Origin of the sequence: Thomasclavelia cocleata (assembly GCF_900102365.1) — a bacterium.
Classification (GTDB): Bacteria; Bacillota_I; Bacilli_A; order Erysipelotrichales; family Coprobacillaceae; genus Thomasclavelia; species Thomasclavelia cocleata.
Map to the genome: position 1 here is coordinate 13,459 of NZ_FOIN01000025.1, position 22,965 is coordinate 36,423.

Consider the following 22,965-nt stretch of genomic DNA (forward strand, 5'->3'; position numbering starts at 1 on the left):
ATATCTGCTTATTTGTTTATAGATAAGGAGCTAATTATGGATATTATAGACCGAATAAAAAGTTATGAGCCTTTGTTTGACTGGTGGCTCTTTGATGATTTGATAAGTATCTTTGATCAAGAGAGTTTAATAAAGGTTAAACATCTTTCATATGGAAATGAAAAATATGCATTTGTAAAAGTTGTTACAGTGTATGATCAGGATAATAATTTAAAATATTTAGAAAAAAGAATTCAGGATATAAAAAGTCATTTAAATCTTAATCAAGGTTATATAGAAGATGAGTTTGTAGAAGATGAGCAATACTTGATTGAAAATAATCAAGGAGAAGTAATAGGGATTGATTTATGTTTATTAATGGAAGAAGATACATATAAAGTAGATGATCTTGATGATTTAAGTGGTAAATTATTATATGAATTAGGGTTAAAGTTATTTGATAAACATGAGTATGATGAAGCATTAAGGTATTTTAAAAAAGGTGAAGTTGTAAATAATAGTGATTGTATATGTATTATTGGTTATTTGTATGAAAGAGGATTGGGAGTAGAGCGGGATTATGTTAAAGCAGCATATTATTATCAAAAGGCTACAAGTTTAAATAATATAGTTGCAAGCTGTAATTTAGCTTATTTTTATGAGTTGGGTATTGGTATAGAGCAAGATTATCAAAAAGCTTATGAACTATATTTAAAAGGAGCAGAAACAGGATTTCCAAGAGCTATTTGTAATCTTGGTTATTGTTATGAATATGGTCGAGGGGTTAAGGCAGATTTAAAACAGGCAGTAGAGTATTATCTCGAAGCTGCAAGACTAGGATATAGTGAAGCTTTGTATAGTTTAGGAACTTGTCTTGAATTTGGTGAGGGAATTGAAAAGGATATTGAAAGGGCTTTTAAATGTTATGAGGAAGCTGCGAATCAGGGACATGAACGTTCACAATATCGATTAGGGTATTGTTATGAAAATGGATTAGGAACATTACAGGACTTTGTTAAAGCATTTTATTGGTATGAACGGGCAAGTAAAAATAATTATCCACCAGCACTAGTATCTTTAGCTACTTGTTATGAGTTGGGACAAGGTACAATTGAGGATTTAAAAATGGCCCGAAGTTATTATAAAAAGGCAGCTCATTTGGGCTATGTTAGAGCGCAATTTTGGCTTGGATATTTTTATGAAACACATTTAGAGATCAAGAATGCTGCTTATCGCTGTAGTTATTGGTATCGTAAAGCTAGTAAACAAAATGATGTTCAAGCAATTGTGGCATTAGGGTATTGTTATGAAAGTGGTTTTGGAGTAAAGCGGGATTTAAAGCGAGCAGTTGAATTATATCTTAGAGCAGCGAAATTAAATTATCCTGCTGCTCAATGTAATTTGGCTTATTGTTATGAAATGGGGATTGGAACAAAACCAGATATAAAGCAGGCAATTCACTATTATTGTTTAGCTAGTAAAGCTGGTTATCCAAGAGCTATGTGTAATTTAGGTTATCTTTATGATCATGGTGAAGGTGTGAAAATTAATCATCAGAAGGCTTTTGATTTATATATGCAGGCAGCAAAAGTAAACTATGCTCCAGGCTTGTATCATGTAGGATTAGCATATGAAGAAGGTAAGGGAAATGAAGTAAATATTGATAAAGCGATTACTTTTTATAAACGAGCTGCAAATTTAAATTATGCTATGGCAATGTATAATCTAGGCTTGATTTATGAACAAAATGAGGATTACCATGATGATTTAAAAGCTATTTCATATTATGAAATGGCTATTGATCAAAATGATATTCGAGCAATGTATCGAATGGCTTTATATTTAGATGAAGGAAAAGTCATTGCAAAAGATGTTCAAAAGGCTTTTACATATTTACAGATCTCTGCCAATAAAGAATATGCTCCAGCAATGAATATGTATGGTATATATCTTGAAGATGGGATAAGTGATTATAAAGATTCTCAAGAAGCATTTAGATATTTTTTAAAAGCATCAAATCAGGGATATGTTCCAGGAATCTATAATTTAGGTCGTTGTTATTTTTATGGTATAGGTACTGATGTAAATAAGCAGGAGGCTTTTGAATTGTTTTGTAAAGCCAGTGCGATGAAGTATCGTGAAGCGTGTTTTATGGTGGGGTATATGTATTGTTATGGTGATGGTATTGAAAAGGATATCCAAAAGGCAAAAGAATATTATCAAGAATCTGCTGATCTAGGTTTCCAGGATGCTATAAAAGAATTAGAAAAGTTAAAATAAAATATAGTATTACTTTATTAAATAATAGAAAAAGTGGTAAAATAAAATTAATTAGATTTTAAGTAACAGGGAGGTTTAAATGAATTTAGTTAGTAAAGGCAAACGGTTGTTAATAGAAAATGGCTATACATTTGTGGCCTTAAAAGATGAAGAAGTTTATAGTTCCTGTTTACATGGAATCGAGCCAATCATGAGTAAAGTGATTGTTAGTAACGATTATTTTAAAGATTATGTTGTTATTGATCGTGTAATTGGGCGCTCAGTAGCAATTTTATTAATTCGTTCGGGAATTAGAGCGGTTCATGCAGTGGTTTTAAGTGAACCTGCAAAAAGATTGTTTGATGATTATCAAATAAATTATAGTTATGATGAGTTAGTACCATATATTACTAATCATAGTAGAGATGGAATATGTCTAATGGAGGCAAGTGTTCTGGAAGTTGATGATTTAGATAGTGGTTTTCAAATATTATGTCAACAAATAAAAGAGGCAATATATAAGTGAGGAAAGATAGATTATGTCATTTGAAAAGAAATTAAAAAAATATGCTGAATTAATTGTTAGAGCTGGTTTAAATGTACAAAAGAATCAAATAGTTGTTATTGATGCACCAGTTGAAAGTGTAGAATTAGTTAGATTAATTACAAAAGAGGCTTATCAAACAGGAGCAAAAGAAGTTATAGTAAAATATCATGATGAGGTAGTATCACGCTATAAATATGAGTATGTTTCTAAAGAAGAGTTTAGTAAGGTTCCAAAGTGGTTTAGTGAATTTAGAAATAGTTATGCTGAACAAAATGCAGCTTTTTTGACTATTCATAGTGATGATCCTGAAGGTTTTAAGGGAATTGATCCAGCTAAAGTTGCAATGTGGTCTAAAAGTGTTTCAACAGCTTGTAAGCCATTTTATGATAGTCTTGATTTAGGGATAAATACATGGTGTATTGTTGCTAGCAGTTCGGTAAAATGGGCTAATAAAGTATATCCTGATATGTCTGATAGTGAGGCTGTAGAAGCTTTATGGAATGCAATTTTTAAGGCTGTGAAAGTTGATGATGATTTTCTTGTCTCATGGGATGAGCACCGTAAAAGTTTTGAAGCTCGAGTAGAATATTTAAATAATTTAAATTTAAAAGAGATGGTTTATACAAATTCATTAGGAACAAATTTAACAGTTACTTTAAATGAGGGCTATTTATTTGCTGGAGGAGGTTCTTATACAACTAATGGGGTATACTTTTTTGCCAATATACCAACAGAAGAAATATTTACTAGTCCTTTTTATAAAGGTACAAATGGAATAGTATATAGTTCTTTACCACTTAATTATAATGGTAATATAATTGATGAATTTAAATTAGTGTTTGAAAATGGAAAAATAGTTGATTACGATGCTAAAACTGGTAAAGAGATTTTAAGAGAAATAATTAATATTGATGAAGGTAGTCATTATTTAGGTGAGATTGCATTAGTACCATATGACTCACCAATATCGAATATGAAAACATTATTTTATAATACTTTATTTGATGAAAATGCTTCATGTCATTTAGCGTTAGGAAAAGGATTTAGCGAGTGCCTTAAAAATGGTTTATCAATGACTAAGGAGCAATTATTAGAAAAAGGAATTAATGATTCTTTAACCCATGTGGATTTTATGATTGGGACAAGTGATTTAATGATTAAAGGAATAACTAAAGATAATCAAGAAGTTATGATATTTAAGAATGGTAATTTTGCGTTTTAGAGGGTATATCCCTCTTTTTTATAGAAAAAATAGTTTATTTATATTAAAATAAAGCAAGTGGGGTGAAAATATGTAAATCAAGGAAAATATTTGTTCTTTTAGTTTTTGTTATTATTTAAAGTAGATAAATTAGTTATTTGTTCATATGATGTAATGATAAGATTCATTATTTTTGTTATAATAGCATTTATTATTACTAAGACACCAATAAGTGTTATAACTAAAGGGAATTTGATTGACAAATTAATTATTAATAGATATTATTTAAGCTTGCAAGGAGACATTAAAATGAGTGAGTTTATCAAAGAAGTAGAGAAGAGAAGAACTTTTGCCATCATCTCCCATCCCGATGCTGGTAAAACAACATTAACAGAAAAATTCTTATTATATGGGGGAGCTATTCAACAGGCAGGAACTGTTAAAGGAAAAAAGAATAGTAAGCACGCAACTAGTGATTGGATGGAAATTGAAAAGCAAAGAGGGATTTCAGTAACATCATCGGTATTACAATTTAATTATAATGGTTTTTGTATAAATATTTTAGATACACCAGGCCATCAAGATTTCTCTGAAGATACTTACCGTACTTTAATGGCAGCTGATTGTGCAGTAATGGTGATTGATGCTAGTAAAGGGGTAGAAGAACAAACAAGAAAATTATTTAAAGTTTGTACAATGCGCAATATTCCAATTTTTACTTTTATTAATAAAATGGATCGTGAAGCTCGAGATCCATATCAATTAATGGAGGAAATTGAACAAGAATTAGGTATTGATACATGTGCTGTCAATTGGCCAATTGGTTCAGGTAAGGAGTTTAAAGGGGTTTATGAACGAAATGATAAAGAGATAATTCGTTTTATACCTGTTGATGGTGGGCGTAAAGAAGTTGACACAAAAATCATGAAATTTGATGATCCTGAACTAGTTAATGAATTAGATGATGAATTATATAATAAATTACAGGATGATATTGAATTATTAGATATAGCAGGGAATAATTTTGATTTAGAAAAAGTTCGTGAGGGGAAACTTTCACCTGTATGTTTTGGTTCAGCATTAACTAATTTTGGAATTGAACCATTTTTAAAGCACTTTTTAACAATGACTACAACTCCATTACCACGTAGTACAGGTGAAAAAATTATTGATCCATTTAGTGAGGATTTTAGTGCATTTGTTTTTAAGATTCAAGCTAATATGAATAAAGCACACCGTGATAGAATGGCTTTCTTTAGAATCTGTTCAGGTAAATTTACAAAAGGAATGGAAGTTTATCACTATCAAGGTGGTCGTAAAATTAAACTAAATCAATCAAAACAATTGATGGCTGATGAACGTCAAGAAGTTGATGAGGCATATGCAGGAGATATTATTGGTATTTTTGATCCAGGTATTTTTTCAATTGGAGATACGATCACAACTGGAAAAACAAAGTTTGCTTTTGAGGGGATACCAACATTTGCACCAGAACATTTTTCTTTAATCCGAAATAAGGATACAATGAAAAGAAAACAGTTTGTAAAAGGGGTTGAACAGATTGCTAAAGAAGGAGCAATTCAAATTTTTACAGAGCTAGGTGGAGGAATGGAAGAAATTATTGTTGGGGTAGTAGGAGTACTTCAATTTGAAGTACTTGAGCATCGTTTAAAAAATGAATATAATGTTGAAATTATTAAACAGCCACTACCTTATCAATATATTCGCTGGGTGAAAGAAGGATGCGATTTAAGTTCTTTAAATTTATCTAGTGATACTAAAAAAGTACAGGATTTAAAAGGTCAGCATTTATTACTGTTTACAAATGAGTGGGGAGTACGTTGGGCAAGTGAAAAGAATTCTGGTTTAGAATTATTAGAATTTAGTAAAAATTAGATTTATTTTAAAAGATTGTAATGAAATAGTTAAGCTAAAAAAGATAATGATTCAGTATAACTGAAACATTGTCTTTTTTAGCATGGTTAGATTATTGAAACATCATTTACATATCTTATTGTAATTCAAATATTTATATTAATGGATATTGTGGATTTGTTGTTTTTTTAAGATGATAATAGTATATAAAATTATAATATTTAATGTCAAAATGAAACTGTTTTTCAATATTAGTGAGAATATTATTTTAATAAATATAGGGAGGTATTTTAATTTTATAAAGCTGGTTATATAGTTTGATATCATATGGGTATAATAGTAATAAAAATGTTAAAAAGTAAAAAAGTTCAATTCAAAGGTATTGCTGTTAGTTTTGAATAAATAAAACTGAATGAAGTAAACTTAATTTAAAACTTATGTTGTTACAGTTTTTTAGATATAATAGTTTATTTAAAAGATTTTATAGGATTTAGAAATGATGCGAATTAATACTTTTATTTTATTTGTCGTGTTATAATGAAAATGAAAAGAGGTGATTACTATTGCAAATGTAGGGAGACGACATATTTGTCGTTGTATTAAAACAATGAATATAGTTATTGGTAAAGAGCAACGTGATTTATTTACTAAAGGACATATTTATGATTGTGTGATTAGGGATAGTGGTCATCTTCAAGTCTATTATAAGATTTATGGTAATGAATTTGATTTATCTTGTACTAAAGAGGAATTTGAAGAAAGTTTTGTCTTAATTAAAAGGAAGGGGATGAGATGATGGAGTTTAAGGATTTAGATTTGAAAGAATTTGATGATTTTTATAAAGTTATTTTGGATAATTTTCCATCAAAGGAAATTAAAGAATATAATTATATGAAAGATACTTTTATAATGGGAGCTTATAAAGTATTGATTTTAAAAGAAGATAATAGAATAAATGGTATTTTATCATATTATGATGGTGGTGAATTTACTTTTATTGATTATTTTGCTATAAATGGCAATCAAAAAGGTAAAGGACTTGGAAGTAAAATGTTGAAATATTTTTTAAAAATGATTGATAAACAAGTGATTTTAGAAGTTGAGTATCCTGAAGATGATCAAAGTAAAAGACGAATTGTTTTTTATCAAAAAAATGGTCTTGTTTTAAATGATCACTATAACTATTATGTTCCCCCAGTACGTAATTTAAAACATCCTTTATATTTTCATTTAATGTCATATCCAAAAGTAATTTCAGAAGATAACTATAAAATCTTTTATCCTAAAATTTTAAATCTTGTATATGGAGTAGATTTATAGATTTGGAATTTTTTTATAGATATGATAAAATAAATAAATGATTAGAAAGGAGATTGCTATGGCCCGTAATTTCTATATTGATAATATAAATGATATTAATAAATTAAATGAAATAAGTATATTATTAAATGGTATGGAAGAAGTATCAAGAATTAAAATAAGTAAAACAGAGATATCATTTTATTGTGAACATCCAGAAAATGTTCATGAGGTTTTAAAAGAGTGTTATCCTGAACTAGTATTGAAAGAAGAAATAAATTCACGTAAAAGAGAGTTTATAGCACCAGAAAATAAAACAGAATATATTTTTATGTTTACTAATTTAGAAACAGAAGAGGAAGCTAAAGAAATTGAGGAAGTTATTTCACGCTATTCTGCTTATGAAAATGTTAGTCTTGATTTTACCAATAAGTTATTAAAAGTTACTACAAGTCAAAAAAATATTTTAGTAAGATTGAATCGTTTAGTTGATAAGGTTAATCCTAATATAGATGTGGAACAATGGAAAAAACCATTTAAATCACAAGACTTATTTCAAGAAAAATATTTAAAGACAATGTCAAAATTAGCTATTTTATTTGTTGCACTTGCTTTAGGATTGGTAACAAGAAATGATCCTAGTATAGTTACAAATATTGCCTGGTTAGTAGCGATAATTATTTTTAATGAGACGATTTTACGACGAGCATATAGAGATTTAAAAGTTAAGCATTATATTAGTGAAAATATTACAATTAATATTGCATGTTTATTTGGTTGGGTTTATGGTGCGTATGTTGAAACATTAGTGGTTTCTTTGATTTTTCAATTAAGTGAACGTTTTCAAATGTATCTAATCAATTTAACGATGGAAAAAATAAATAATGAAATCAGTCCTGTTCAATTAGGAAGACGAGAAATTAAGAAAAATGAATATGAAATGGTATCACTTGAGGATATAGATATTGGTGATATTATTGTTATTATGCCAGGAGAAACTATTCCATTAGGAGGAAAAGTTGTTTCTGGGACAAGTGATTTAGATATGTTTGCTATTAATGGTAGTGATATTTTAGATAAGGTTAATGAAGGGTCAGAAGTACAAAGTGGTAGCGTCAATGTTAGTGAGATGCTGAAAATAGAGGTTTTATATACATATGATCATAGTGCGATGAATAAAGTTTTAGAAATTGCAATGATGGCACCAGTGAATTCATCACGAACTCATAAATTAGTAGAACTAATTTCTAAGGTTTATACAGTTGTTCTAGTTGTTGCGGGGGTTGTATGTGCAACAATAGTACCATTTATTAATATTGAAACTAATTTTAAATATGTTTATTTAGGTGCTATTTTATTGACGATTTCGGGATCTTTTGCTTATAAACAGGTTTCATCGTTTGCGATCTTATCGGGGGTTGCTAAGGCATTTTCTAAAATTATTGTAATAAAAGAAAATAGTGGTTTAGATGCTTTGAATTTATGTCATACGATAATTTATGATCGTTTTGATGGTGTAGAAGTAACTGAAGAGGAGATGGAGTTGTTTTCTAAATTATCAAGAATTAATCGAGATCTAATTATTTATAATGATGGGCCTGTTGATTTAGAAAATGATCAGTATCAGATTTATAATAATTTATCTGTAAAGAAAAAATTAGAGATTATGGAAGAAGCTAGTGTTGCTGGGCCAGTAGCTTATATTGGAGATAATTCAAAAGATATTGCTTTATTGCAAAAGGCTTATGTAGGAATTAGTAGAGGTGGTATAAAAGATAAAAAAGTTATTGAAAATAGTGATATCATGTTAATGAATTCAAATTTAAATACAGTAATGGAAACATTTATGATTTCTAAAAAACAAAAAGATGTTACGTTTGAAAATATTTTTATGAGTTTATTTATTAATGTTATTATGATGCTTGTTGCAATAAGTGGTATATTGCCATGGTGGGTAGCTTTAGTAATTTATTTGTTAGAAGTAGTAATTGTGTTATTAAATACACATCGAATCATTGATATGAAATAAAGTCGGTTGATATAAACTGACTTTTTATTAAAGGAAGAGATTATTTAAAGAGATGGGAATAATTGAGATTTATGCTGTAGATTATCTATATGGATAATTGAATAATTAAAGATTTAGAAATTGTTTTTTGGTAATAAATAAGCCATTGGAAAATGATGATAATATAAACATAGAACAATTATTAGAGGGGCAATATCGTTTATTGTTTATCATGTTTTAAAAAGAGAGGTAACAGTAATTAATGATGTTTGTTTATGGCTACTAATTTAGAGAATAATATGATTGGGTGTTAAGGGTTAGCAATGGAAGTAAAGGCGGAGAAAGTAAATGAATAAATATCTAGTAAAGAAAGATATTTTATTAATGGAGTTTTTATTAAATTTTTATAGTAAAAAAAATGTGAAAAATTTATTAAAGTATAAACAAGTAAAGGTAAATGGTAGAGTTGTAAGTCAGTTTAATTATCAGTTGAATAAGGGTGATCAAGTTATGATTGATAAGAGTGAAATTAATGAAACTGATTTGAAAATTATTTATGAAGATAAAGAATTGATTGTTATTAATAAGCCTTCTGGATTGTTAAGTGTTTCTGGAGGTGGTGAAAAAGAAAAAACAGCATATCATATGGTTTCAAAGTATTTAAAAGCAAAGAATAAAAATGCTAAGATATTTGTAGTGCATCGTTTAGATAAGGATACTTCTGGAGTGTTGATGTTTGCTAAAAATGAAGTGATAAAAATTAAACTTCAAAATAATTGGAATACAATTGTATCTAAACGAGGTTATTTAGCTATTGTTGAAGGAAAGCTAAGGAAAAAGCATGGGACAATAAAGAATTATTTAGCAGAGAGTAAAACTCAGATGGTTTATATAACTAATAATAAGGGTAAATTAGCAATTACTAATTATAAAGTATTAAAAGAATCGTCTGATAATTCATTAGTTGAAGTATTTTTGGATACGGGTCGTAAAAATCAAATTAGGGTACATATGCAATCGTTAGGACATAGCATTGTTGGAGATAAAAAATATGGTGCTGTAACTAATCCAATAAAAAGAATGGGTTTACATTGTCATATTTTTGCATTTGTTCATCCAGATACAAAAGCTAAATATGAATTTGAAGCACCAGTTCCAGAAGAATTTAATAAGATATTTAAATGAGTTAAAATATAGTAATAAATATAATAATCATACATATATTATTAATGGTGATGAAATGTTTACGATCATGGTATTATTAGGGTTTACAATGATTGGATTTTTTAAATATTTACAAATAAAAGAAGATGAATAAATTAAAAAAATGTTGACTCAAGGTAAATATAGTGATATTATGTTTAAGTAAATGAAAAGTAGTGGAAAGAAGGAGTGCCTGCTTCTCGCCTGATTGATGATGTCAATAGGCAAACGTCACTAAGATAGTTATCTTATTGTCAATGCGTGGGTACTTAGTGTGCTCACTTTTTATTTAAACTACTAAAATGGAGGTGGCTTTTATTAGCAGATTTGATAACAGAAAACCAAAACAACCAGATGAGTTAGTAAACGAAAAGATTCGTTTTAAAGAAGTCTTGGTAATTGATCAAAATGGTGATCAGTTAGGAGTGAAAACTCGCAATCAGGCAATAGATATTGCTTATAAAGAGGGACTTGATTTAGTGTGTGTTGCACCAAATGCAAAACCGCCAGTATGTCGAATTATGGACTTTGGTAAGTATCGTTTTGAGCAACAAAAGAAAGCTAAAGAAATGAAACGAAATTCTAAAGTTGTTGCATTAAAAGAAACGCAATTATCTGTAACTATTGATGTTCATGATAAAAATGTTAAATTGAAGAGAACATTAAAATGGTTAGAAGAAGGTAATAAGGTTAAAGTAGCTATTAGATTTAGAGGACGTCAATTAGCTCATATGGATCTTGGTAAAAAAGTTATTGATGACTTCGTGGCTGAATGTGCTGAAGTTGGACAAATTGAAAAACCAGCTAAGCTTGAAGGTAGAACTTTAACTGCAATAATTGCACCAAAGAAAAAATAATTTAGGAGGAATATATTATGCCAAAAATGAAATCACATAGTGGTCTTAAGAAACGTTTAAAAAGAACAGGTAGTGGTAAATTAAAACGTAGTCACGCTTACGTATCACACTTATCTCATAACAAAACTCATAAACAAAAGAAACATTTAGCTAAAGCAACTTTAGTACATGCTTCTGATTATAAGAGAATTAAGTCAAGATTATGTAAATAGTTTTAAATAGGAGGAATATATAAATGGCAAGAGTAAAAGGTGGATTTACTACAAGACGTAGAAGAAAAAAAGTATTAAAATTAGCCAAAGGTTACTTTGGAGCTAAACATAGATTATATAAAACTGCTCATGAACAAGTTATGCATTCATTAGCTTATTCATATAGAGATAGAAGACAAGTTAAAAGAGATATGAGAAAATTATGGATTGCTCGTATTAATGCAGCTGCAAGATTAAATGATATTTCATACTCTAAATTAATGCACGGATTAAAATTAGCTAATGTGGAAATTAATCGTAAAATGTTATCAGAAGTTGCGATTTGTGATCCAAAAGGATTTACTGAAATTGTAAATACTGCTAAAAAAGCATTGGAAGCATAATCATTAGACTGTTGGTTTGTATGTAAAATCAGCAGTCTTTTTTATGTTGTTTTAAATTTTTAGTATTGGCTATGTTATAATAGATTTATATTATATTGTTTTGGAGCTAACTATATAAAAATCAAGTAATTTTTATGAAAAAGTTTGAAAATATTAAAATTGTTGATTTTATGAGTTAACTTGTATAGAACTTTGAAAATTGAATATTTGTATGTGATTTTGGGCATGACAAAAACAACTTTTAAAAAGGCATTTTTAAAAATTTGTATATTTGTTTAGTTATCTTAAAAGTGCAGGATCAAACTTTTGATTAGTGCTTAATAGATGATAAATGATTCTAAGTAGTTTTCTTACACAATGACCTTGAGCACAACGATGTCCTTTACCTTGAGAAATCTTTAATTCATAATATTGTTTAAATATAGGATTATGATTGATTACAGGCAATATGATTTGATATAAGGTCTTTCTTAGATATTTTGATCCTTTCTTAGTGATAGAGGTATGTTGTGCAGTAAATTGACTGGATTCATAGTGTAGAGGTGCTACTCCTGCAAATTTTATGATCTGAGAAGGCTTTTTATAGTTGCTTATATCTCCTAATTCGGCTAAAATAGAAGTACCAGAGAAATGAGAAATTCCTGGTATGGATAGGATAGGAGAGTTGTTTTTCACGGAGAACTCTTCTATTTTTTTATCTGTCTCAGCAATTTGCTTATTGATAAGTTCTATTTGATTGACCAAGTGCTTGATTTGAATAATCTCAGCTGTAGAAGAAATACCAATAGAAGATTTAGCACATTCTTTTAACTGTTCAGGTGTTAAAGCGATGCGTTTTCCTCTGCCGTTGATATCAAAACATTTGCGAATGGTTCTGATATCTGTATTAGCGATATCTTCAGCACTGCCAAATGTTTTGAGAAGATTCATATAGACAGTGCCATATTTAGATTTGAATAATCTGTTAAACTCAGGGAATACGATATCAATACATTTCTGTAGGCGATTTGTATAAACATTAAGTTCTTCCTTTAGATTATGATGATGTCTGGTCAATTGTTTTTGTTCATAAAAATCGAAGCTGTTGACTTTCGTAATGCGATATTGTTTCTTGCGTTCAGGAGTATCAAGAACATCGCAAATGGTTAAAGTATCGAGCTTATCATTTTTGGTAATCCCACCTTGCATTTTACGAGTAAAATCAGTGGTCTTAGGGTTAATCAAAGCAACAGTAAAAGCATTACTTAAAAGAAACTTTAATAAAGCAAAATGATAATGCCCAGTATCCTCCATACCTATTAAAATAGAGTTTTTAGAAAATGGTTTAAGTTTATTGATAAGAAAGTCAAAGCCTTCTTTATTATTAGAAAAAGAAACAGGGTCGACTAAAAGTTCACCAGTATCTTTATCCATGACACAAAAGAAGTGATTATTCTTACCGATATCAATACCAACTAAATAATTCATAAAACAGTATCCTTTCTTTATGTAGATAATGTGAAAATGGTATCCACAACGTTTAGACCACAAAACCTGGTTCAAAATAGGAATTCAAGACTCATCTAACTCATCATTGTTTAGGAATAAGGTGTGGTAAGAACCTCCAAAAAGTAGTCAAGCCACAGGGAGAAAAATACAAATCCACATTCACAATATTCAATTTTACAGTAAATTTAAACAGTCATCGACCACGGATAAATAAGGTTGATAGAAAGGAAAAAGTATACTATAAATGACTAATTAAATGAGTCATTTATAATATACCAGGGATAAAGATGAAAAGGGTGGAAATGAAAATTGATTTTAAAAGTAGTGTAGAAGAAGTTTTTAAAATAGTGAGTAATATGGATGATTGTTCTTGGCGAAGTGATTTATCAAAAGTGAAAAAAGTTGATAATCACACATATCTTGAGTATGATCGTAAACATCATGTTACTAATATTAATATAACTAACTGTCGAAAAAATATTCAATTTGAATATGATATTCAAAATAATAATTATACAGGGCATTGGAGTGGACAGTTTGCACCATTAAAAAATGGAGGGTGTCGAATGTATTTGGTATTTTATTTTGAACCATGTTCTATACTAGGTAATTTTATAAATGTTGATAAATTTGAAGAGCGCTATATAGAAGATTTAAGGAAAAAATTACGTGAGTATGAATAATAGAAAATTATTTGAATCATTTTAAAATGATTCTTTTTTATATGAAGTATCAAAAGGATTACATGGTAAAAGAGTATTGGTATTATAAAAAGTAGTTTTTCTATTTTTAGTATCGAAAATGCAGTAAGTTGGTGACTTATAATGACCTCGAGGATAGCAGATACTGCCAGGATTAATCATAGTTATTTTGTTGTTAATCTTATAGTAGGGACGGTGGGTATGTCCAAAACAAATGATATCAGCATTTTTATTTTTACCTGTCTTATATAGGTAATTAAGATTAGAATCAACATTATAGTGGTGACCATGAGTGATAAAGAATTTAAGATTATCAATTGTAATAAATAAGTCTTCATGAATGTTTTTATTAAAGTCATTATTACCTTTGGCTAAATAAAAATTATTTAAATTAATTTTTTCATATGACATATAAATATCTCCACAATGTATATAATAATCAACTTGATTATGTTTAAGTAAAGCTAATAGATTATCTTTTGAAATAATATGTGAATCAGACAAGATCATTACTCTCATTAATAACATCTCCTTTAGTAATATAATTTTAACATTATAATATTAAAATTTATATACAAATAATATTAGCTTAAAATATGGTCTTCTTTAATCATAGTTTTTTTCATGATATAATTATTAATGTCTAAAGAAAGGTAGTGACAGAAATGAATGATTTCATTGTTTTTGATAATGTAAAAAAAACATATAAGATAGGTGATATAGAAATTAATGCTTCTGATGGGGTGGATTTTAAAATTGATAAAGGTGAATTTGTTGTTATTGTAGGACCATCTGGTGCGGGGAAAACAACGATTTTAAATTTGTTAGGCGGCATGGATAAAGCAACAAGTGGTAAAATTTTAGTTGATGGTAAAGATGTTGCTAAATATGGAGAAAAAGAGCTAACACAATATAGAAGAGATGATATTGGATTTGTATTTCAATTTTATAACCTTGTTCAAAATCTAACAGCATTAGAAAATGTTGAATTAGCAACACAGATTTCTAAAAATCCCCTAGATGTAAAAATGGTCTTAAATCGTGTAGGGCTTGAAAAAAGAATGAATAATTTTCCAGCACAATTATCTGGTGGTGAACAACAGCGGGTTGCGATTGCTAGAGCAATAGCTAAGAATCCAAAACTATTGTTATGTGATGAACCAACAGGCGCATTAGATTATCAAACTGGTAAAGCAATTTTAGCATTGTTAAGAGAAATGTGTGACAAATATGAAATGACAGTAATTGTAATTACTCATAATAGCGCTTTAGCACCAATGGCAGATCGTGTCATTCATTTGAAAAATGGGCAAGTGGCATCAATGAGTATGAATAAGAATCCTAAAGCAATAGCGGAAATCGAGTGGTAATATGAAAAAAAAGGCATATGTAAAGAATCAAGTTCAAATAATTCGTAAAACAAAAGCTAGATTTTTATCTATTTTTTGTATTGTTTTTTTAGGTGCTGCTTTTTTTGCAGGATTACGTCATACTTCATCAATAATGGAAATAACGATGAATGATTATTTAAACAAGTATAAATATAATGATCTTAACTATATAGCTACTTTAGGATTTGACTTTGATGTTATTGATAAAGTTAAAGAAATTGAAGAAGTTGAAGTGGTGGAATGTGGAAATCGTTTTGATGCTTTGGTAAATTTTAGAGATAGTAGCAAAGGAGTTACTGTATATACTAATAAAAATTTTAATAATAAGGTTAATAGATTGGAAATAGTAAATGGAAAGTTACCAGTAAAGGAAGATGAGTGTGCTGTTGATTATAACTTTTCGAAAAGAAATAAGGTGGGGATTAGTGATAAGATTGTTTTAAGTAATAATAATGGTATTAAAGAATTTATTGTAACAGGATTAGTTAATGATTCCCGGTATTTTAGTACTATTGAACGAGGAACAAATACATTAGGTGATGGAACAAATGATGGTTTTGTTGAAATATTATCAGATGGTAATGAAGATTTAGCATTACCACAAGAATTATATGATTTACAAGATGGTATAGTTGTTAATGAACTAAGAATATCCTTAAAAAATCCTAATAAATATAGTGTATTTAGTGATGAGTATCTAGATTATGTGAAGAAAGTTAATAAACAGATCAAAAAGCTTTTAACTGATGAAATTGATAGAACTAATAAAAAACTAGTTGATAATGCTAATAAAGAAATTAATCAGGGAGAGAAAGATTTATTAGCAGGTGAATCTGAATACAATGAGGGATTAATACAATATCAAAATGGTTTTCAACAGTATCAGGAAGGTTTGAAGCAATATGATCTAGGGTACCAAGGGTATCAAAATGGTCTGATTAAATATAATGAAGGTAAGTTACAATATGAACAAGGATGGCAAGCTTATCTTGATGGTAAGACACAATTTGATCAAGGGGTGAATGAATGGCAAGAAGGACTTGAGCAATACAATCAATTGTTAATTAAATATCAGCAATTAAATCAAATATATGAAGAAAAACAAAAAGAATATAATGAATATATAGAAGCAGGAATTCCTGAAGAATCTCTAACAGAATTAAAAGTTTTTTTAGATCAAACAAAAGATAATTTAGTAATTTTACAAACAACATATACGAATTTAAAAGAAAAATTAGATCAAAGTAAAAATGAATTAGATACTAAAGGAATATTATTAGATCAAACAAAAGTTAAATTGGAAAAAAGTAAAAAAGATTTAGATGAATCTAAAATACAACTTGATAATACAGAGATAACTTTAAAAAAATCAAAACAACAGTTAGATGATTCCAAAATATTATTAGATCAAACTAAATTAGATTTAGATAATGCCAAAATTAAACTAGATGAAGCAAAGTCACAATTAGATAATGGTCGTGACGATCTTAAAGATATTCCCAAAGGTAAATTGGTGTCATTGACTAGAGAAGAAAATGCTAGTGTATTAAGCTATATTTCAACATGTGAATCAATGGAAGCTTTAGCAGTGGTATTCCCATTAATTTTCTTTCTAGTAGCAGCTTTAGTAAGTCTTACAACAATGACTAGAATGGTAGAAGAACAACGAGTTCAAAGTGGAACATTTAGAGCTTTAGGTTATGATAAAAAGGATGTTATAAATCAATATCTTATTTATGCTTTTTTAGCAACCTTTTTCGCAAGTGTTTTAGGAATTATCTTAGGAGTGTATTTTTTTCCGGGAATTATTTATTTCTTATATAATAAAATGTTATTTACTGTTGGAGCAGATATTAATACAACTTTTGATGGTTTTATATGTATTCAAACATTTGTTATTTCTGTTGCAATTACTATGTTTGTTACTTATTTAGTAGTATATCAGGAATTAAATGAAACACCTTCAAACTTGCTTAGACCTAAACCGCCAAAAATGGGTAAACGAATAATTTTAGAAAGAATTACTTTTATTTGGAAAAGATTATCTTTTAATCAAAAGGTTACAATGAGAAATATTTTTAGATATAAGAAACGTTTTTTTATGTCAGTTATTGGAATTGCAGGATGTACAGCATTGATTGTTGTTGGTTTTGGAATTAAAAATTCTGTTTCAACTTTAGCTGATAAACAATATGGCGAAATATGGACATATGATGGGGTTGCTGCTTTTGATAAAAATTTAAGCCAAGAGGAATTAAAATTGGAACAGCAAAAGTTTAATCAACTTGATAATATTAAAGAAAGTGAAAGTTTTTATCGAAAAACAATTAGTATATATGGCAATAAGGAACATTATGGAACATTAGAAGTGTTTGAAAATAATCAGGAGTTAAGCAAATATATAAAGCTTGAAGATTATCATGATCATAAAAAATTAAAACTGGAAAATGATGGTGTAATAATTTCGGCTAAGCTTTCAGAATTATTAAAGGTGAAAGTAGGAGATAAGATTAAAATTAAAATAGATAATGAAGATTATCAAGTTAAAGTCAGTGGTGTAATGTATTTGCATTTTCAACATCATATTTATATGAGTGAGAATTTTTATCATGATTTAACTAATAATCAGCTTTTGAAAAACTATTCTTATTTTAATTTAGTTGATAGTAGTAATCAAAAAGATATAAGTAAATACTGCAACCAAAATGATAAAATTAACTCAGTAAATTTTATTCAAGGAATTTCTAAAGATTTTAGAGATCAAATGGGAAGTATTGATAGTGTGGTAGTTATTTTGATTACTTGTGCAGGGGCATTGGCTTTTATTGTTCTTTATAATTTAACGAATATTAATATTCAGGAGCGTAAAAGTGAAATTGCAACTATTAAAGTATTAGGTTTTTATTCAAGGGAAGTTTATGATTATGTATTTAGAGAAAATCAGATTTTAGGATTGATTGGAGCTTTTGCAGGACTAGGAATAGGAAAATTACTTCATATGTTTATTATTGCTACTGTTGAAGTTGAAGTGGCTATGTTTGTACGAAGTGTTAATTTGATGAGTTATGTTTATGCTATTGTTATAACGATATTATTTACATCGTTTATTAACTTGATAATGAGAAAAGTATTAAATAATATTGATATGGTGGAATCTTTAAAAAGTATAGAATAACTAGATATATTTATGGATATAGTAATTTAAATTTAGTACTAAGTAAAATCTTAAGGAAATCTAAAGAAAGTTTAAAAAAATTTTTCTTCTAAAAGCTAAGCTAGGCTTAGGATACGAGAAAGTGACAAAAATGAAACAGCTTTCATAGGTGGATTTTTGGAATAAATAGTAATATAATTATAGATGGATATATTATTGAAAGGAGGTAACGAATGGATATAAATATTAAGACTAAGCTTAAAAACGTGTTTAATGAATATATTATTAACCGTAAAGCAATGTTCATTCCAATTGCAGCTGTTGCAAGTTTTATGCTTGTTGGATATGCTGCAACTGATAAAGAAAAACCTGAAATTAAGTCTAAACAAATTGAAATTCCTTTTGGAGAAAAATTTGATTTAGCTAGTATTGATATTACTGACAATAAAGATAGCCGAGAATTGATTGATGTTAGTGCTGATACTTCTTCATTAAATGTAAATCAATTGGGAACATATGATGTAGAAGTTGTTGCTATTGATCAAGGTGCTAATGAAGCAAGAAAGAAAATTAAGGTTACTGTTGTTGACAATGAGAAACCTAAATTTGAAATGCTTGGAACAAGCAGAGGGTATACTATTGATGTACCTGTAAAAGGTAGTGCTGATTTTTCAAGTTATCTAAAAGCTACTGATAATGTTGATGGTGATGTAACACCATTTATTGAAGCAAGTACTGTTTTAAATACAGAGGTGCCAAGTCTCCAGGATATAACTTTGAAAGTTGCTGATAGTTCTGGAAATGAAGCTGTTGAAACATTTACTTTTGCAGTAAGTGATTTAGAAGCACCAGTTATTAATTTATTGCATGGAGAAAATGTTACAGTCGATTATGGTAGTGTATTTGATTTAAATAATTATGTAAATGTTATTGATAATTTAGATGGTGTATTAATACCAAATGTTGAAGGAACTGTTGATACTTTAAAAATGGATGAAGTGCAGTCTTTGAAATTATCAGTACAAGATAGTTCTGGAAATATTACAGAAAGTAAATTGAATGTTGTGGTAAAAGATTTAAGTGCACCAGTTATTACATTAAGTGAATCAACAATTACTATTAATGCTGGTGATACAGTAGATTTTAGTTCTTATCTTGTATCTGCAGTTGATAACAAAGATGGAGATGTAAAAGCTAAGGTTGAGATTTCTGCACCAAAAACTGATAAAGCAGGTAGCAAAACTGCAACATATACTGTAAAAGATGAAGCTGGTAATGTAGGTAGTGTTTCTTTGGCTGTAAAAATTAATAAAGTATATGCTGGTTTAGCACCAGAAAATGATTATGGAAATGCTGTTTTATCTGCTGCTTATTCCAAATTGGGGGCTCCTTATAAGTGGGGAGCTGAAGGACCTAATGCATTTGACTGTTCTGGTTTTGTCAAATGGTGTTATGCAAAAGTAGGAGTTTCTTTACCACATTCATCATCAGGACAAAAGAATGCTGGGACACAGATTAGTGTTTCTGCAGCTCAGCCAGGTGATATTTTATGGAAGTCTGGACATGTTGGAATCTATATTGGTGGTGGAAAGTATATTCATGCTCCTCAAACGGGGGATGTGGTTAAAATTTCATCTGTTTCAGGTTCAGGTTTTGTTTGTGCGGTAAGAGTAAAATAAACAATTGAATATAAAAATAACTTAAGGAATCTTATTTGATTCCTTTTTTAATTGATTATTAATGGTTTGTTAATTAAAAATATAATATATGTAGGTTTTTTCTTTTATTTGTTTTATAATTAATACATAAAAAATAGAAAGTATTGGTGATAATATGTATGTTGCAACAAGTAAACAAATGAAAGCGTATGATGAAGCTTTATTAAAAGCGGGGTACTCTATTGAAGAATTAGTAGATAAAGCTAGTAATGCAATTTTACCGCATTGTAAAGACTATAATAATATTGTAATTGTTTGTGGACCAGGAAATAATGGTGCTGATGGATTAAGTTTAGGAATAAAATTACATTTAAGAGCAAGAAATGTCAAGCTGTATTGTTTTGGGAATCCTGATAAATTATCTAGAGCAAATAATTATTATATTGATCAGGCTCAGGAAATGGAGGTGCCTATTACTTTTATGGATGAAGAAGATATTCCTTTATTCATAAGAGATGCTAGAAAAGCAGATGTAGTTGTAGATGCAATGTTTGGTTTTGGTTTGAATAGTGGTGTTAGGGGAATTGCAAAGAGATTAGTTAATGAAATTAATGGTTTATATGATATTAATATCATTGCTATAGATATACCTACAGGGTTAGATCCTAATACTGGAATTCCTTATGGTGAAGTTGTTTGTGCCAATAAAACAGTGACACTTACTGCTATAAAACAAGCGTTTTTAAATGAAGAATGTCATATGTATACAGGAGAAATTGCGATAGAATTATTAGATGTAAAAGATTTACGCCATGAATTAGGGTTGGCTAAATTAGTTAGTCCTTCATGGGTTAAGCATCATTTAAAGTCTCGTAGTTATTATGGACATAAGGGAGTTTATGGAAAGGTTCTTCATATCACTGGTTGTGATTACTATCGTGGTGCTTCACTGTTGGCCTCTAGAGCAGCTGTATATAGTGGTAGTGGAATAGTTTGTGTATGTTCAAGTGAAAAGGTTATTGATGCTTTATCAACAGCTATTCCTGAATGTACTTCTTTGCTTAGAGGAAATAGTTTGGATTTAAATGTATATGAAAATCGTGATGCAATATTAATAGGTTCTGGATTAGGTTTAAATGAACAAAGTGAACGATATGTTATTGATACAATAAAGAATACTAAATGTCCTTTGGTTATTGATGGTGATGGCTTGACGATTGTATCTAATCATTTAGATTTATTAAAAATATGTTCAATGCCAGTTATTTTAACCCCACATTATGGTGAGTTTAAAAGATTATGCTCTTGTAATGATGAATTAGAAATGGTTGAAAAAGTTCATCGTTTTGCACTAGAGTATGGAGTTATTGTGGTTTTAAAAGGTCCAAATACTATTATTACGGATGGTAAAGAAATATATCGAAATATTACAGCTAATAAAGCTATGGCTACAGCAGGGATGGGAGATGTATTAGCGGGGATGATTTCAAGTTTTGTAGGACAAGGCTACTTACCTAAAGATGCAGCTATTTTAGGTACTTATTTACATGGCAGCTGTGGTGATGTTATTGGTGATAATTCATATACAGTAATTCCAAGTAAACTAATTAATTTGATTCCTAAAGTTATGCATGAAATTGTTAAAGAAAAGAAAGGCTAGTCAGCCTTTCTTTTAATTATAGTAATATTTCTTCCACTGTCTTTATGTTTGCGGTAACTATAAAATAAATCATCATTTTCAACAGTACAGTAGGGGGATACTGTAATATTATTTTCTAATAATCCAAGATTTAATAACATTTGTTTGTTTAAACCTTTATTATCTAGAAGATAATGTGTTTCATCTGTTTTTTTATAAAATGGAGTTGCATCAAAATCCATTTCTTTTACTAAGTCAATGACATTATCCATTACTTCAAGACAATTTTGGCATATGCAAGGACCGATATATGCCAGTATTGTTGATGGATTACAGTGTTCTTTTTCGATTAAATGTTTTGTGACTTTAGAGATAATTTGTTTTGTTGTTCCTAGCCATCCTGAATGTATAGCTGCGATAATATTAGTTTCTGGTGAATAGAGTAAAATAGGAGTGCAATCAGCATGAAATGATAATAAAAATAAATCAGCATCTTTAGTATAAAGAGCATCTGTGTCAATAATGGCATCATCTTTACAATACATTCCAGAGCCTCCATCTTTAAGACTAACTTCTCTAAAATTGGTTGAATGAATCTGATGGGGGGCAATCATGTGATCTAAATCAGTGTTTAATATTTTAGCTAGTTGCTTACGATTATTTAAAACTAATTCTTTATTTTTGTTATTATATGACATATCACCTAATTTTTTAGTTATAGTATAGGCTTCGATGTTTTCAACAGTATCCCACTTTATAAATTTCATATTTTTTTCCTTTCTGTGTGATTGGTAGTGTCAAAAAACAGTTAGTTTTTTATATGTCTTTTTCACTGTAAAACCTCATTCTACCTTGGTTTTTTATATATCCTGATCAATTTCCCCTGAAATTAATCTATAAACTTAACCCTTTTTCTCTATACAAAAAAGGTAACTACATCCTATAATGAAGTCACCACAACAATCACAAAGGAGTGTAATTACCATGGTTATGATTATATCATTTATTGTTTCTTTATTAAATATCTTTAGAAAACTTTTATATAAATTTGAATGCTTTCTTCTTAGTTTCCTTCCTAACGACCCTATTTCCAATCCAGTTAGCGATGCCT

19 protein-coding genes are annotated in these 22,965 nt (G+C 28.8%); 16 read left to right on the forward strand and 3 right to left on the reverse strand.

Features of this window, described 5'->3' with window-relative positions; all coding sequences use genetic code 11:
• Positions 1-36 precede the first annotated feature (36 nt).
• The 11 genes from BMW96_RS09355 to rplT all read left to right on the forward strand — a co-directional run bounded on the left by BMW96_RS09355 (position 37) and on the right by rplT (position 11,823).
• Positions 37-2,259 carry a tetratricopeptide repeat protein gene (locus BMW96_RS09355; protein WP_092354857.1) on the forward strand — a complete coding sequence of 741 codons (2,223 nt, stop codon included), beginning with the start codon at positions 37-39 and terminating at the stop codon, positions 2,257-2,259.
• Positions 2,260-2,338: 79 nt separating this feature from the next.
• Complete coding sequence (locus BMW96_RS09360; RefSeq protein ID WP_092354860.1) at positions 2,339-2,764, forward strand: DUF1893 domain-containing protein; 426 nt, start codon at positions 2,339-2,341, stop codon at positions 2,762-2,764.
• Between the two features lie 13 nt (positions 2,765-2,777).
• Positions 2,778-4,007, forward strand: coding sequence for an aminopeptidase (locus BMW96_RS09365; RefSeq protein ID WP_092354863.1), 1,230 nt, complete (start codon positions 2,778-2,780; stop codon positions 4,005-4,007).
• A gap of 288 nt (positions 4,008-4,295) precedes the next feature.
• Positions 4,296-5,882: a peptide chain release factor 3 gene (locus BMW96_RS09370; protein ID WP_092354866.1), complete on the forward strand. Its 1,587-nt coding sequence runs from the start codon at positions 4,296-4,298 to the stop codon at positions 5,880-5,882.
• 532 nt (positions 5,883-6,414) lie between these two features.
• Positions 6,415-6,657, forward strand: coding sequence for a hypothetical protein (locus BMW96_RS09375; protein WP_092354869.1), 243 nt, complete (start codon positions 6,415-6,417; stop codon positions 6,655-6,657).
• Positions 6,657-7,181 (forward strand): GNAT family N-acetyltransferase, encoded by a 525-nt coding sequence (locus tag BMW96_RS09380; protein ID WP_092354872.1) that lies wholly within the window; start codon positions 6,657-6,659, stop codon positions 7,179-7,181. Before BMW96_RS09375 ends, BMW96_RS09380 begins: the two co-directional genes overlap by 1 nt.
• Positions 7,182-7,239: 58 nt before the next feature.
• Positions 7,240-9,189, forward strand: coding sequence for a P-type ATPase actuator domain-containing protein (locus BMW96_RS09385; protein ID WP_092354875.1), 1,950 nt, complete (start codon positions 7,240-7,242; stop codon positions 9,187-9,189).
• 327 nt (positions 9,190-9,516) lie between these two features.
• Positions 9,517-10,353 carry an RluA family pseudouridine synthase gene (locus BMW96_RS09390; RefSeq protein WP_092354878.1) on the forward strand — a complete coding sequence of 279 codons (837 nt, stop codon included), beginning with the start codon at positions 9,517-9,519 and terminating at the stop codon, positions 10,351-10,353.
• Positions 10,354-10,673: 320 nt separating this feature from the next.
• The gene (infC, locus tag BMW96_RS09395) at positions 10,674-11,228 is read left to right on the forward strand and encodes a translation initiation factor IF-3 (RefSeq protein WP_092354881.1); all 555 of its coding nucleotides are present in this window, start codon (positions 10,674-10,676) and stop codon (positions 11,226-11,228) included.
• 17 nt (positions 11,229-11,245) lie between these two features.
• Positions 11,246-11,440, forward strand: a complete 195-nt coding sequence (rpmI, locus tag BMW96_RS09400) for a 50S ribosomal protein L35 (RefSeq protein WP_004608985.1) — start codon at positions 11,246-11,248, stop codon at positions 11,438-11,440.
• Positions 11,441-11,463: 23 nt separating this feature from the next.
• Positions 11,464-11,823 (forward strand): 50S ribosomal protein L20, encoded by a 360-nt coding sequence (gene rplT / locus BMW96_RS09405; protein ID WP_092354884.1) that lies wholly within the window; start codon positions 11,464-11,466, stop codon positions 11,821-11,823.
• Positions 11,824-12,102: 279 nt separating this feature from the next.
• Here rplT and BMW96_RS09410 read toward each other — a convergent pair whose 3' ends face one another.
• Positions 12,103-13,290 (reverse strand): IS110 family RNA-guided transposase, encoded by a 1,188-nt coding sequence (locus tag BMW96_RS09410; protein WP_092354887.1) that lies wholly within the window; start codon positions 13,288-13,290, stop codon positions 12,103-12,105.
• Positions 13,291-13,613: 323 nt separating this feature from the next.
• On the opposite strand from BMW96_RS09410, the gene BMW96_RS09415 reads away from it, so the two are divergent.
• Entirely contained in the window at positions 13,614-13,994 is a 381-nt protein-coding gene (locus tag BMW96_RS09415; RefSeq protein WP_244881298.1) for a hypothetical protein, read from the forward strand.
• Between the two features lie 21 nt (positions 13,995-14,015).
• Here the strand turns inward: BMW96_RS09415 and BMW96_RS09420 are convergent, their stop codons facing one another.
• Positions 14,016-14,531 (reverse strand): metallophosphoesterase, encoded by a 516-nt coding sequence (locus tag BMW96_RS09420; protein WP_092354893.1) that lies wholly within the window; start codon positions 14,529-14,531, stop codon positions 14,016-14,018.
• 146 nt (positions 14,532-14,677) lie between these two features.
• On the opposite strand from BMW96_RS09420, the gene BMW96_RS09425 reads away from it, so the two are divergent.
• From BMW96_RS09425 to BMW96_RS09440, 4 genes are all read left to right on the forward strand, one after another.
• A complete protein-coding gene (locus tag BMW96_RS09425) occupies positions 14,678-15,382 on the forward strand; it encodes an ABC transporter ATP-binding protein (RefSeq protein ID WP_092354896.1) in 705 nt (234 codons plus the stop codon).
• A 1-nt stretch (position 15,383) separates the two neighbouring features.
• Positions 15,384-18,578, forward strand: coding sequence for an ABC transporter permease (locus tag BMW96_RS09430; RefSeq protein ID WP_092354899.1), 3,195 nt, complete (start codon positions 15,384-15,386; stop codon positions 18,576-18,578).
• 212 nt (positions 18,579-18,790) lie between these two features.
• Positions 18,791-20,236, forward strand: a complete 1,446-nt coding sequence (locus BMW96_RS09435; protein ID WP_092354902.1) for a C40 family peptidase — start codon at positions 18,791-18,793, stop codon at positions 20,234-20,236.
• Positions 20,237-20,390: 154 nt separating this feature from the next.
• Positions 20,391-21,875, forward strand: coding sequence for an NAD(P)H-hydrate dehydratase (locus BMW96_RS09440; protein WP_092354905.1), 1,485 nt, complete (start codon positions 20,391-20,393; stop codon positions 21,873-21,875).
• Here BMW96_RS09440 and pgeF read toward each other — a convergent pair.
• Positions 21,872-22,621 (reverse strand): peptidoglycan editing factor PgeF, encoded by a 750-nt coding sequence (gene pgeF, locus BMW96_RS09445; RefSeq protein ID WP_092354908.1) that lies wholly within the window; start codon positions 22,619-22,621, stop codon positions 21,872-21,874. The two genes, BMW96_RS09440 and pgeF, sit on opposite strands and share 4 nt — an antisense overlap.
• Positions 22,622-22,965: the final 344 nt, after the last annotated feature.